This window comes from Coprobacter secundus subsp. similis (genome assembly GCF_015097275.1).
Taxonomy (GTDB): Bacteria; Bacteroidota; Bacteroidia; order Bacteroidales; family Coprobacteraceae; genus Coprobacter; species Coprobacter secundus.
The window spans coordinates 1,021,669-1,034,335 of sequence record NZ_AP023322.1 but is presented as its reverse complement, the minus strand read 5'-3'; the positions used below and the strand labels follow the sequence as shown (position 1 = coordinate 1,034,335).

Below are 12,667 nucleotides of genomic sequence, written 5' to 3'. Positions count from 1 at the left end.
ATGATGAAAAAATTATTTTTCATATTAACGATTTTAACGTCATGTAACATCTTGTCTAAGGCTGATAATGTATCATTTTCGACTTCAGCTCCAAGACAAGTTGTAAAAGGGCAAACCTTTCAAGTAACTTTCACATTAATCAATGCCAATGGGCAGGATATACGTGTGCCTGATTTTCCGGGATGCCGAATATTGTATGGTCCTGCTGTATCTCAAGGGTCGCAGTATAGTAATATAAACGGGCGGGCGACTTCCCAAACAGAAGAATCATACGTTTATACTCTGCGGGCAGAAAAGGAAGGGACATACCAGATAGGTGCTGCAACAATCAAAGTTGGTGGGAAGCAGATGTCGACGTCACCCGTTTCATTGAAAATTTTACCACCAGATAAGCAGTCTGCCGGTAATGGGAACGGAAGTCCTTCATCAGAAGGTTCTGCAGTTTCTCCATCGTCGGATACAGAAACATTTGCACGTTTAATAGCCTCCCCGACACAAGTATATGAACAACAGGCAATATCTGTTGCGATTAAGTTATACACACGTTCCGATATTTCAGGATTAGGAGCTACCACTTTTCCGACTTTTGAGGGATTTGCAGTTCAGGAAATACCCATTGCAAATCCTCAGATGGAATTAGAACACTATAACGGTAAAAATTACAGGACAGTTGTCGTAAAACGTTATATTATATTTCCTCAGCATGCGGGACAATTAAAAATTTCTCAAGGGAAATACGAAGTTAGCATACAAGTATTGCGGCCAGTACGCAGTCCGTTTGGAATTATGAATACGATGCAAGAAGTATCGAAAACAATTACTACAGCTCCAGTTACTATACATGTATCACCTTTTCCGGCAGGAAAACCTGCTTCTTTTATGAGTGCGGTAGGTTCTTTTTCGATGAATTCGTCTATCACTCGGGAGTCATTGAAAACAAATGAAGCCGTTACTGTAAAATTGGTGATAAAAGGCCGAGGAAATGTAAAATATATAAAAAATCCTGAAATAAAATTCCCCGAAGATTTTGAAGTTTATGATCCCAAAATTGATGTAAAAGTGAATGGTCTTGATGGTACACGTATCATTGAATATACTGCTATTCCACGTCATCCGGGAGACTTTACTATTCCTTCTGCTGAATTTTCTTATTTTGATTCTGGAAGTAAAACATACAAAACTTTAAAAACTCCCGAATATCACTTAAAAGTAGCAAAAGGAACAGGAAGTTCTTCCTCCTCAATATCTGATTTCACAGATAAAGAATCGGTACGATTACTCAATCAAGATATTCATTTTATCAAGTTGAATAAACAAAATCTGCAAAAGGAACAATCTGTGATATATGGAAGTTTGGTTTATTGGCTTTGGTATATACTTCCGGCATTGTTGTTTATTGCTTTTGCCATAATAAATCGTAAACAAGCGCAGGCTAATGCGAATATAGCTTTGATGAAAAATAAAAAAGCAAATAAAGTGGCAACCAAACGATTAAAGATTGCTGGAAAATATTTGCAAAGTCACGATAAAACAGCTTTTTATGATGAAGTACTAAAAGCCGTATGGGGATACTTGAGCGATAAGTTGAATCTCCCATTGTCAGTTCTTACTCGGGACAATGTTGCTATAGAATTATCTAAATATGGAGCAGCAGAAGAACTTGTAGATAGTTTTATGGCAATATTGGATACATGTGAATTTGCGCAATATGCACCAGCTCAAAACGATGATGCAATGGACAAGTTATATGCCGATACGGTGGAAGCGATAGGTAAATTGGAAAGTACGGTAAAAAAATAAATTCGCCAGACAAATGAGAAGGATATATAGTATTTTAATATTTTGTATGTTTTGTTTTACTCAATTGTGGAGTCAAGATTTATGGCAACAAGCAAACGAGGCATATAGTAAAGAGAACTATTCAAAAGCAATTACTCTTTATGAACAATTGCAAAAAGAGAAAGGAAACTCTACCGATTTATATTACAATTTGGGGAATGCGTATTATAAGAATAAGCAATATCCCAAAGCAATACTAAATTACGAAAGAGCGTTGTTATTATCTCCTGGCAATACTGATGTAAAGTTTAATTTAGACATGGCAAAAGCCCGTATAACCGATAAAATAGAACCTGTAGGGACTTTTTTTCTGGTTATGTGGATAAATACAGTTCGCGATACACTTTCATCTAATAGCTGGGCTATATTAGGAATTATTTGTTTTATATTATTTATCATAGGGGCATATCTTTATTTCTTTACCCGTCAGATATGGTTAAAGAAAATGGGATTTTTTGTCGGCTTTATTTTGTTGATAGTTTCTATCATAGCCAATTGTTTCGCCTCAGCGCAAAAAGAAAAAATGGAAATTCGTAATGAAGCCATTGTTTTCGCTCCTTCGATTACAATTAAAAGTGCCCCGGCTGAAAGTGGTACTGATCTTTTTGTTTTGCATGAAGGTACTAAAGTGAGGGTTTTAAGTAAGGTGGGAGAGTGGTCAGAGATATTGATTGAAGATGGAAACCGGGGTTGGCTACCATCATCGGATATAGAAATTATATAAAAGTCTAAGAGCCGGTTGTAAATTTTGCTCGGGTCAGTTTTGTGGATTTTTTTCGAGGATGTTTTTTCTGTTTTTGCAAGGAGCGGGCTATCTGACGAGTGAAAACGGGAAAAAAGACCGAAAGAAAAGTAAAAATGATTTGATCGACTTATTTTTATCAGGTTTTAAGAACAATAATATTTTATCGCGGGATAATATGTAAAGAGGAGTGGTTGGCTCATTACTCGAAAATGCCTATCTTTACAAATTATTTCGCGAATTCTTTTTGAGTGCCGAAAAAACTTTATTTAAATATATATGCTTGAAGACTTGTTAGAACTTGATCGGACCGTTTTATTATTTTTCAATCATTTTCATACGTTATATTTAGACCAGGTTATGTGGGTGTACACGGGGAAAATCATCTGGCTTCCCTTAATTGTAATGTTAGTTTATGTCGTGTTTCATCGGAACTGGAAAGAAGGAATATTAGCAGCCTTAATGATTATATTAGTTGTTACAATATGTGATCAAGTTGCGTCGTCTATATTTAAACCTCTATTTGAACGTTTACGACCGACACGAGATCCAGATTTTTCTCAATATGTAACCATTGTCAATAACTATAGAGGAGGGAAATATGGTTTTGCATCAAGCCATGCATCAAACGGTTTCGGATTAGCTATATTTACAGCTCTTTTGTTTAAAAATAGATTTTATTCATTTACTGCCGTTTTATGGGCTTTAATAACATGTTACTCTCGGATGTATGTCGGAGTTCATTATCCGGGAGATATATTGGCTGGTATTGTTATAGGTATCATTACATCTTTTGTCGTATATAAATATCTATATCTTGTTTTACATCGTTATCTTTTTACAAAAGGGATATATTCGGAGCCTATTCCTGTATATTCACACGAAAATGGAGCAAGATATGTAGCTCTCACCATATATATTTTATTTTTTATAATTCTCGTTTTTGCACCATTATTTAATTTTCGGATACACTGAAACGATAGTACTATTTTCATAGAATAATATAAAAAGAAAGATTTCCATTTGTTATTTAATTGCAATAAGTGAACGAATATTGGGTGTCCAATGTTTAATATACATGAAACAATTAAATAATAAAGTGATGAAAGCCAGACAAATTGTATTACGTTCGCGTCCGATAGGGATGCCCACAGAAAATAATTTCGGGTTTGAAGAGATTGAAATTTCAGCACCTAAGGATGGAGAGGTATTATTGAAATCCCAATATATTTCCGTAGACCCATATATGAGAGGTCGTATGAGTGATGAAGAATCTTATATAAAACCCTTTGAACTTGGGAAGCCAATAGACGGTGGAGCAATAGCGACCGTAATTGAAAGTAAAAGTGATATTTTGAAAAAAGGCGATAGAGTGGTAGGAATGCTTCCTTGGGCCACTTATTCTAAAGATAAGGCCGATCGGCTGCGTAAGATACATACAGATGAGTTTCCTGATGGGTATTATTTAGGAGTATTGGGCATGCCTGGCTTGACAGCCTATTTCGGAGTTATGGACATATGTCAACCACGATATGGAGAGACAATGGTTATTTCCGGAGCAGCCGGAGCGGTAGGGCTGGTGGCCGGACAAATTGCTCGAATCCAAGGATGTAAAGTTTTAGGAATTACAGGTTCTGATGAGAAAGTAAATGTTTTGAAGAACGAATTTGGTTTTGATATGGCCATAAACTATAAAACTACCAAAGATTTATCTGGGACTATATCCGAATTATGCCCTAAAGGGGTAGACTGCTATTTTGATAATGTAGGAGGAGAAGTTAGTGAGGCTATTATTGCTCATCTGAATTATCATGCACGTATTGCATTATGTGGACAGATTGCTTCTTATAATACTGCTACTCAAGAAATGGGACCAAGATTGCTACCACAAATTTTGTCCAAAAGCGGAACGATTAAGGGTTTTATTGTTGGTGATTATCAGAAGCGTTTTTTAGAAGGCCTTTCGCATCTAATGACATGGCTCAAAGAAGGAAAGCTGCACTATACCGAAACGATTATCGATGGGTTTGATAAATTACCTTACGCTTTTCTCGGTCTATTTTCTGGTAAGAACATAGGAAAGATGCTTGTCAAAGTAAACGAATAAAGAAAAATTGTTATTATATTTGTTCTAACGAATATACTTTAAAAGAAATATAATATTTATGGTCTTGAAAACATGAATATTATATTTCTTAATTTTTATCCTGAGAGAATCAAAATACTGAGTATGGAATTGATGTATATATATCATAGCGGCTTTGTTATCAGTACTTCATCTTGTAATATCATTATTGACTATTATAAAGATCCGGCTAATATTATACCTTCCATTTTGAAACAAACAGAGAAAAAATTATATGTATTATGTAGCCATTTTCATGCAGACCATTACAATCCCGATATATTATTTTGGAAGAACGTTCGTCAAGATATAGTCTACGTTTTTTCAAATGATATAAAAAAACATAAAAAAATAGTCGATCATAGTATACATTTTCTTAAAAAGGGTGATATATATACTGATGGCATATTAAGGATAGTGGCCTTTGGGTCTACAGATATCGGAATCTCTTTTCTGATATATCACGACAATTATACAATTTTTCATGCTGGAGATTTGAATAATTGGCATTGGAAAGACGAGTCCACCCCTAATGAAATACGTAAATCAGAAGGTGATTATTTAAAGGAGCTATCCGATTTAAGGAAAGAAATAAAAAGCATAGATTTAGTGATGTTTCCTGTAGATTCACGTTTGGGAACCGACTATGCATTAGGAGCTAAACAATTCTTAGACAAAGTACAAGTAAAGATATTTTCTCCTATGCATTTTTGGGAGGACTACAAAGCTGTTATAGATTTTGCCCTGATTGCGAAAGATTATAACTGTCGGTATATATCTTGGCAACACCCTGGAGAGGTTGTTATTTGGTAGTTTCATACTAAAGCACTGATAAAGTAGAACGTAAAATATATACATATTGCGAGTTTAAATAGTGTTCCTGTAATAAAACCTAAAAAAGCTCCCAATCCAGATTTACAAGCGTATACTGTGCTATTTCCTCCCATTATTTCTCCTAAAAATGCACCTAAAAACGGGCCGATAATAATCCCCCAAGGCGGAAAAAGGAATATACCGACAAGAGTTCCTGCAACACAACCTCGCGTACCCCATTTACTACCTCCGCAGAAACGTGTAGTCCATATCGGAATTAGATAATCCAAAACTTGTGCTATGAGTATGACAACCAACCATCCACACAATAACATCGTTGAAAACTGAACTTTGTCTGTTGCTTGTAATATCAACATTCCTACAAAAGCCAAAGGCGGACCGGGTAACATGGGAACGATGCTACCGATAAAAGCAACTATAAGGCATAATGCTGAAACTGTAATCAAAAATATGTCCATATGTGTTATAACTTTGAGAGCTTAAATATATAAAAAATGAAGAAAAATGATAGAAGAAGTTGACACCTATTTTGTTGTATATTGTATTTCTTCTTTTCTAAATTTTGTGTTACTGCAAATTTGAAGTAATCTAAATAAATTTAGAACTCTATAAAATTTGAATGATAACTGGTATATTTTAACTTTGTATGATAAAATATTTGTAATTATGAAGATAAAAGGACGATTTGATCATTTCAATATCAATGTTCTTGATTTGGAACGGAGTATAAATTTTTACAGTAAGGCATTGGGTCTTCAAGAAGTAAAGCGGAAAAAAGCACCCGACGGCTCGTTCATTCTTTCTTATTTAGGAGATGGAGAGACTGATTTCTTGTTGGAATTAACTTGGCTTCGCGATAGAAAAGAACCCTACGAATTAGGAGATAATGAAAGCCACTTGTGTTTAAGAGTTCCTGGGAACTATGATGAAATTCGTAAATTTCATAAAGAAATGGGTTGTGTTTGCTATGAAAATACTGACATGGGACTCTATTTTATCTGTGACCCAGATGATTATTGGATAGAAATTTTACCGTTGGAAAAATAGAACTATTAATGACTTTAATTCATTGTTAATGAGGATTAAAGTTGTGAATTTTTGTCATTTGGTAAGGCGAAAAATTGACATGTTATGTGCCAGTTTTTCGCCTTAATTTGTTGGCATATACTTTGCATAAAGCTTAGTGAATCTGAATTGAATAGTTCGGATTCAAATAAAATAGAGTGTTTAATTAAATATAGGAGATAATAATTATGATGCCTGTTAGAAGATCACAAAATTGGTTACCAGGAATTTTTAATGATTTCTTTGGAAATGAATGGATGGAAAAAGCTACGGCAACTTCACCAGCCATCAATATTATGGAAACAGAAAAAGGATATGAAGTTGAAGTTGCAGCTCCTGGAATGACAAAAGAAGATTTCAACATCCATATTGACGATGATAATCAGTTAGTTGTTTCTATGGAAAAGAAACAAGAACATAAAGAAAACAATAAACATGGTCGTTATTTGCGTCGTGAGTTTACATATACGCAATTTCAGCAAAATATGATTTTACCTGATAACATTGATAAAGATAAAATTGCAGCTAAAGTGGAACATGGAGTCTTGACAATAGATATTCCTAAAAAAGAAATTTTACCCGAAACTAAAGGAACAAAAAAAATTGAAGTTAAATAATTGGATATATAGTCATGAAATCTGGTAATAAAAAGCAAAAAGGTCAATTTGTCGGTAAACATAAAGACAAATCGGAATATCAGCTTGAAAAAGCTGCTGAAGATATGGAAAAGCATCACAAAAAACATGAAGGTTGATTTAGACTTAGTTTTCATATACAAAATGCCCTTAAAGGAATTTTCCTTTAAGGGCATTTTGTATATGGAAGCATATTACTATCTAAGAGTCAGTTCCTGTTTTAACCAAGCTTATCTTTGATAATTTCGGGGGCTGTTTTCCTATTTCCATTTGTCCAATAATCCACTATCATACTCGTAAAAAATAGGAAAACAGCCCTAAAGAAAATAGTAGAACTGAACTTTTATTGAAAAATTTGATATATATTTATAAATTCAGTTTCATTGCTATAGCGTCAGCCAAAGCACGGCATTCGTTTTCTTTATCAGGAGTAATACCTTGCTTCATCTCTACAGGAGCTCCGGTCACTTCCCATTTCATTCGATCGGCAAATGCTGTCAAACGTTTGACAGCTGCACCAGCCCACGTATAGGAACCAAAATAGCCGAACACTCTATTTTTCAAATCACGGGTTTCGATTTTTGAAATAAAAGATTCTATATTAGGGAATAATTCATTTGTATATGTAGGGCTACCGATAATTAATCCCTTATATTTGAATACGTCACTTAATATGTATGACATATCCGATTTACTAACATTGTGTAAAATAATATTTTTTATGCCTTTCAATGCCAATTCATGAGCGATAATCTCTGCCATTCGTTCTGTGTTACCGTACATGCTTCCATATACTATGACAACACCGTTCTCACCTTCGTATCGGCTCAATCGATCATATATAGAAATTACTTTATCTATTTCTTTTTGCCATACCGGTCCATGGGTAGTACATATCATCCCTATGTCTATTCCTCTAAGTTTTTTCAAGGCTGTTTGTACTGGATTTCCATACTTACCTACTATGTTGGAATAGTAACGGTACATTTCATTCCAATAGCGTTCAGTATTCATTTCCGTATCGATAATACCTCCATCAATAGTACCAAAGCATCCAAATGCATCACCCGAAAACAGGGTTTTATCCTCCACGCAATATGTCATCATCGTTTCAGGCCAATGTACCATGGGTGTCATATAAAATTTCAAGTTTTTATTGCCCAAAGACAATGTATCACCATCCTTTATTTCACAGAAGTTATCGCAAATACCATAAAAACCTTCAATCATGCCTATTGTCTTACTGTTTCCCACAATTTTTACTTGCGGATAATATTCCCTAATAGCACGTATTGATGCTGAATGATCTGGCTCCATATGATTTACAATAAGATAATCGATAGGGTGATTTCCTAAAATAGCCCTTATTTTTGACAAGTACAATTCTGTATAGCAAAAATCAACAGTATCAATCAATGCAATCTTTTCATCTTTAATAATATACGAATTATAAGAAACGCCCAAAGGTAAAGGCCATAATCCTTCAAACAAATGTTTAGTACGGTCATTAACTCCTACATAAAAAATATTCGGTCTGATTTCTGTAATATTCGACATAGTAATATCTATTTTTGTGCCGACAAAGATAGTAAAAAAATTGACACGAATTTTATTCCAAACGTTGTCTTTTACTAAAGGTGCAATTCAAGATACAGTTAAAGTTTTCAATAATAAAACAATAAGAGATAGGCATAAAAATACCTGTCTCTTATACTTATTAAGAATTAAACTAAGCCATCGATTTCACTGATTGTCGGCAACATACCGACCAGCAGCCAGAGCCTTTAAGTTCATCTCTACAATATCATTTCCTTTTCGTTCGAAAATAAACCGAATACCATCAGCTATTTTGTCATACTCGATATTTAGAAACGGAGTTGCAGCACCCAACAAAACCATATTTGCTGTACGGGAAGAACCGTTTTCTTTTGCTATTCTGTCTACATCAAGTATAATCTTATTGGGAATTTTATTTAATTCTGCCATAATTTGTTCCGTTTCTGGATAATTCGGTATATTGATAAATGGGGCCGAATTAGTGACAATCCATCCATCCTTTGATAAATAAGGCAGATAACGTAAAGCTTCCATGGGTTCCAAAGATAATATCAGATCGGCTTTGCCTAAAGGAATGAGATCTGAAGCGATTGGCTTATCCGAAATCCTTAAATTCGATTGTACATCACCTCCTCGCTGGCTCATCCCATGTACCTCAGCTTGTTTCATATAAAGTCCGTTTTTCACGGCGGCTTCGCCTATAATGGCTGCGATGGAAAGTATTCCCTGACCACCGACTCCTGAAAGTATAATATCTGTTTTCATGATTATTTCTTGTTTTGTTGTCTTTTTTTTCTGGACAGTGTCTGAATACATTCTCTACGTGGTATCAGAACAGAAACTCCGTTATATTCTATTTCTTCGCGTATAATGGCTTCCATTTGAGCCATATTTTTTTTCAGGGGTTCCATTACTCGAATATGTTCTGGGTTAACACCAACACCTTGGCAAATAGCTTCAAGTTTACCCGTTCCAGCAGAGTCTTGCCCCCCTGTCATAGCCGTTGTTTCATTATCAGAAATAACAATCGTGACATTTGCATTCTCATTCACGCAATCAAGTAATCCTGTAATACCCGAATGAGTAAAAGTTGAGTCTCCAATAACTGCAATTGCAGGAAAAAGACCCCCGTCGGCAGCACCTTTGGCCATGGTTATGGATGCCCCCATATCTACACAAGAGTTTATTGCCCTGAACGGGGGAAGAGCCCCCAAAGTATAACATCCTATATCACTGAAAACTTTGGCGTTTTCGTATGTTTTGGCGACATTGTTCAAAGCTTCGTACATATCTCGATGTCCACAACCCTGACATAGAGCAGGAGGCCTCATTTGCACTATATCGGGAATGCTGTAAGGTGACGTATTTTGTAGTCCTAAAGCCATGGCTACCTTATCCGGATTCAATTCTCCGTCACGGTCTAGAGTCCCGTCCAGACGCCCCTTTACCGTAATACCAAGACCAAGTAAACCTTTTATTTTGTCTTCGACAAAAGCATATCCATCTTCAAGTACCAGAATTTCTTTGCACTCATCGGCCATTCGAGCAATCAATGCTTTAGGCAAAGGATATTGGGAAATTTTAATAACAGGATACTCACATCCTTCAGGATAACTTTCCATCAGATAATTATAGGCAATACCACAAGCTATAATCCCCATTTTTTTATTTTTCCCGTCAATATATGAGTTGTATACAGAATCAGTAGATTCGGCTTCAAACATTACCTGTTCATTCAATAACGTTTTAAACCTCCGACGAGAATTAGCCGGTAGAAGGATAAATTGTCTCGAATCTTCAGGAAAAGATATTTTATTTTGAGGTCGCATGTTGTCCGATGTTTCAACTCCTGCACGAGAATGTGCCAATCTTGTAGTAATACGCATCAATACCGGAATTTTATACTTTTCAGAAAGTTCAAATCCGGCCAATACCATATTATAAGCTTCCTGTTGATTTGAAGGCTCCAGAATAGGTACAAATGCAAAATCTCCATAAAAACGTGAATCTTGTTCATTTTGAGAAGAATGCATCGAAGGGTCATCCGCAGCTAAAACTATAATGCCGCCATTAACCCCCGTCATACCTGAATTTACAAATGCATCAGCTGCAACATTCATTCCTACATGCTTCATACACACTAATGCTCTTTTTCCGATATAGGACATGCCTAATGCAGCTTCCATAGCAGTTTTTTCATTTGTACACCAGCGACTATGTATTTTTTCTTGCCAATGTTGTGATACAGATTGTATATATTCGGTAATCTCTGTCGACGGAGTTCCCGGATAAGCATATACACCGGAAATACCAGCATCTAAAGCAGCTTGGGCAATAGCCTCATCGCCTAACAAAAGGTGTTTACTCATTGTTTCTCGTTTAGAATAATATGAAATTAGATTTTAAATTAACGAATCGTTGCTCGAATAGCAGAACTTATCCGTAATTACATATGCAAATATAATAATATTTTGGGAATGACTCGAATTTGTAACAAAATATGAGCTACAAAGAATAATAGTTTTCATTTTGTTTTTAAAAATATCATCTTTGTATAGGAATGTCAATTGATTATTTCATGATATTGCGTTTATTCAAAGCTTTTTGATAACGTAGAGCATTTTTTAAATGTTCGGTATAAGTCGTTGCAAAATTGTGTCGACCCGAAAAATCTTCTTTAGCACACATATAAATATAGTCATGATGCTCATAATTCAGAACTGCTTCTATTGCTGCTTTCGATGGGATACGGATAGGCCCTGGAGGCAATCCTAAATTTTTATATGTATTATAAGGAGAATCAATATTCAAATGTTCGTGCAAGATACGTTTTACGCCAAAATCATTTATTGCAAATTTTACTGTCGGATCAGCTTGTAACAACATACCCTTTTTTAGTCGATTAAGATAAAGTCCAGCCACGACTTTCATTTCGTCTTTAGCTTTGGTTTCTTCTTCGACAATAGAGGCTAATGTTGATACTCCTTGTAAAGTCAGACCTATTTCAGATGCTTTCTTTTTCCGTTCCTCATTCCAAAATTTTACATACTCATCATACATCTTATCTAAAAAACGGCGAGATGAAATCGTCCAGTACATTTCATATGTATCAGGAATAAACATGGAAACGAATGTATACCGATCAAATCCATAATCAGTAGCAACTGACGGATTATTAAGAAGAGCCAACACGTCACTTTTCGATATCATAAATGAATTACCTATTCGTTCTGCAAGTTCTTCTTTTGTACGCAAATTATTGAATGTAAATCGAATAGGGTTTTGAATTCCATGAGACAATTTTCTATATACTTTAAATGCACCCATTTGGGGATCAATACGATATGCTCCCGGTTGATTTTTAGGATTATAATTATTCAGTTTCGCCATTCTGGCGATACGCCTCACTTCTGACGGAGCTATATTTTGACTTAAATCCTCTAATACATTTTCAAGAGTACTGCTCTTATCTATATATATCCAAAAAGATTTTTCTGTAACACTATCGACAAGATACCTTTTCCAAATTATACCTGCCCCAATTAGTAGAAATACGATGATTGACGAAAATACGAATATTATTTTTTTAAGGACATTCTTTGATTTCTTTTTTTTCTTTGCCATTATCTTTACACTAAAGCTTAATTATCGTGTAAAAGTACATATTATTTCCCGAATAAATGCATGTCGAATATTTGCATATTATATTTTTGCAATTTATCTTTGCAGAGCTTTAGCCAAGAAGGGCTCGCAAGGAAGGATGGGTGAGTGGCTGAAACCAACAGTTTGCTAAACTGTCGTACTGGTAACGGTACCGGGGGTTCGAATCCCCCTCCTTCCGCTATGCCGAAGTGCCCTCCGAAAAGTTAG

13 protein-coding genes and 1 tRNA gene are annotated in these 12,667 nt (G+C 35.2%); 9 read left to right on the top strand and 5 right to left on the bottom strand.

The window, feature by feature from the left end:
* From Cop2CBH44_RS03940 to Cop2CBH44_RS03920, 5 genes are all read left to right on the top strand, one after another.
* Positions 1–1,800: a BatD family protein gene (locus Cop2CBH44_RS03940; RefSeq protein WP_021930478.1), complete on the top strand. Its 1,800-nt coding sequence runs from the start codon at positions 1–3 to the stop codon at positions 1,798–1,800.
* A gap of 13 nt (positions 1,801–1,813) precedes the next feature.
* The gene (locus Cop2CBH44_RS03935; RefSeq protein ID WP_021930479.1) at positions 1,814–2,563 is read left to right on the top strand and encodes a tetratricopeptide repeat protein; all 750 of its coding nucleotides are present in this window, start codon (positions 1,814–1,816) and stop codon (positions 2,561–2,563) included.
* 297 nt (positions 2,564–2,860) lie between these two features.
* Positions 2,861–3,556 carry a phosphatase PAP2 family protein gene (locus Cop2CBH44_RS03930; RefSeq protein ID WP_055096395.1) on the top strand — a complete coding sequence of 232 codons (696 nt, stop codon included), beginning with the start codon at positions 2,861–2,863 and terminating at the stop codon, positions 3,554–3,556.
* 103 nt (positions 3,557–3,659) lie between these two features.
* On the top strand, positions 3,660–4,688 hold the full coding sequence (locus Cop2CBH44_RS03925) for an NADP-dependent oxidoreductase (RefSeq protein ID WP_246469173.1): 1,029 nt from the start codon (positions 3,660–3,662) through the stop codon (positions 4,686–4,688).
* 123 nt (positions 4,689–4,811) lie between these two features.
* The gene (locus Cop2CBH44_RS03920) at positions 4,812–5,519 is read left to right on the top strand and encodes an MBL fold metallo-hydrolase (RefSeq protein ID WP_200755577.1); all 708 of its coding nucleotides are present in this window, start codon (positions 4,812–4,814) and stop codon (positions 5,517–5,519) included.
* A 2-nt stretch (positions 5,520–5,521) separates the two neighbouring features.
* Here Cop2CBH44_RS03920 and Cop2CBH44_RS03915 read toward each other — a convergent pair whose 3' ends face one another.
* The gene (locus tag Cop2CBH44_RS03915) at positions 5,522–5,998 is read right to left on the bottom strand and encodes a DUF456 domain-containing protein (RefSeq protein WP_021930483.1); all 477 of its coding nucleotides are present in this window, start codon (positions 5,996–5,998) and stop codon (positions 5,522–5,524) included.
* 208 nt (positions 5,999–6,206) lie between these two features.
* Here Cop2CBH44_RS03915 and Cop2CBH44_RS03910 point away from each other — a divergent pair, with 208 nt between their 5' ends.
* The 3 genes from Cop2CBH44_RS03910 (at position 6,207) to Cop2CBH44_RS16600 (ending at position 7,359) form a co-directional block, all read left to right on the top strand.
* Positions 6,207–6,587 (top strand): VOC family protein, encoded by a 381-nt coding sequence (locus Cop2CBH44_RS03910; protein WP_021930484.1) that lies wholly within the window; start codon positions 6,207–6,209, stop codon positions 6,585–6,587.
* Between the two features lie 206 nt (positions 6,588–6,793).
* Positions 6,794–7,222 carry an Hsp20/alpha crystallin family protein gene (locus Cop2CBH44_RS03905; protein WP_200755576.1) on the top strand — a complete coding sequence of 143 codons (429 nt, stop codon included), beginning with the start codon at positions 6,794–6,796 and terminating at the stop codon, positions 7,220–7,222.
* Between the two features lie 14 nt (positions 7,223–7,236).
* Positions 7,237–7,359: a hypothetical protein gene (locus Cop2CBH44_RS16600; protein ID WP_021930486.1), complete on the top strand. Its 123-nt coding sequence runs from the start codon at positions 7,237–7,239 to the stop codon at positions 7,357–7,359.
* 247 nt (positions 7,360–7,606) lie between these two features.
* Here Cop2CBH44_RS16600 and Cop2CBH44_RS03900 read toward each other — a convergent pair whose 3' ends face one another.
* The 4 genes from Cop2CBH44_RS03900 to mltG all read right to left on the bottom strand — a co-directional run bounded on the left by Cop2CBH44_RS03900 (position 7,607) and on the right by mltG (position 12,421).
* On the bottom strand, positions 7,607–8,797 hold the full coding sequence (locus Cop2CBH44_RS03900) for an FprA family A-type flavoprotein (protein WP_055096393.1): 1,191 nt from the start codon (positions 8,795–8,797) through the stop codon (positions 7,607–7,609).
* Between the two features lie 186 nt (positions 8,798–8,983).
* Positions 8,984–9,562: an indolepyruvate oxidoreductase subunit beta gene (locus Cop2CBH44_RS03895; protein WP_021930489.1), complete on the bottom strand. Its 579-nt coding sequence runs from the start codon at positions 9,560–9,562 to the stop codon at positions 8,984–8,986.
* A 2-nt stretch (positions 9,563–9,564) separates the two neighbouring features.
* On the bottom strand, positions 9,565–11,166 hold the full coding sequence (locus Cop2CBH44_RS03890; protein ID WP_200755575.1) for a thiamine pyrophosphate-dependent enzyme: 1,602 nt from the start codon (positions 11,164–11,166) through the stop codon (positions 9,565–9,567).
* A gap of 202 nt (positions 11,167–11,368) precedes the next feature.
* A complete protein-coding gene (mltG, locus tag Cop2CBH44_RS03885; RefSeq protein ID WP_200755574.1) occupies positions 11,369–12,421 on the bottom strand; it encodes an endolytic transglycosylase MltG in 1,053 nt (350 codons plus the stop codon).
* A 130-nt stretch (positions 12,422–12,551) separates the two neighbouring features.
* Between mltG and Cop2CBH44_RS03880 the strand changes: the two genes are divergently transcribed.
* Positions 12,552–12,638 (top strand) — tRNA-Ser (locus tag Cop2CBH44_RS03880).
* Positions 12,639–12,667: the final 29 nt, after the last annotated feature.

Coding starts and splice junctions, on each gene's coding strand:
- Cop2CBH44_RS03940 (WP_021930478.1), top strand. CDS start 1: ATGATGAAAAAATTATTTTTCATATTAACGATTTTAACGTCATGTAAC.
- Cop2CBH44_RS03935 (WP_021930479.1), top strand. CDS start 1,814: ATGAGAAGGATATATAGTATTTTAATATTTTGTATGTTTTGTTTTACT.
- Cop2CBH44_RS03930 (WP_055096395.1), top strand. CDS start 2,861: ATGCTTGAAGACTTGTTAGAACTTGATCGGACCGTTTTATTATTTTTC.
- Cop2CBH44_RS03925 (WP_246469173.1), top strand. CDS start 3,660: ATGAAACAATTAAATAATAAAGTGATGAAAGCCAGACAAATTGTATTA.
- Cop2CBH44_RS03920 (WP_200755577.1), top strand. CDS start 4,812: ATGGAATTGATGTATATATATCATAGCGGCTTTGTTATCAGTACTTCA.
- Cop2CBH44_RS03915 (WP_021930483.1), bottom strand. CDS start 5,998: ATGGACATATTTTTGATTACAGTTTCAGCATTATGCCTTATAGTTGCT.
- Cop2CBH44_RS03910 (WP_021930484.1), top strand. CDS start 6,207: ATGAAGATAAAAGGACGATTTGATCATTTCAATATCAATGTTCTTGAT.
- Cop2CBH44_RS03905 (WP_200755576.1), top strand. CDS start 6,794: ATGATGCCTGTTAGAAGATCACAAAATTGGTTACCAGGAATTTTTAAT.
- Cop2CBH44_RS16600 (WP_021930486.1), top strand. CDS start 7,237: ATGAAATCTGGTAATAAAAAGCAAAAAGGTCAATTTGTCGGTAAACAT.
- Cop2CBH44_RS03900 (WP_055096393.1), bottom strand. CDS start 8,797: ATGTCGAATATTACAGAAATCAGACCGAATATTTTTTATGTAGGAGTT.
- Cop2CBH44_RS03895 (WP_021930489.1), bottom strand. CDS start 9,562: ATGAAAACAGATATTATACTTTCAGGAGTCGGTGGTCAGGGAATACTT.
- Cop2CBH44_RS03890 (WP_200755575.1), bottom strand. CDS start 11,166: ATGAGTAAACACCTTTTGTTAGGCGATGAGGCTATTGCCCAAGCTGCT.
- mltG (WP_200755574.1), bottom strand. CDS start 12,421: ATGGCAAAGAAAAAAAAGAAATCAAAGAATGTCCTTAAAAAAATAATA.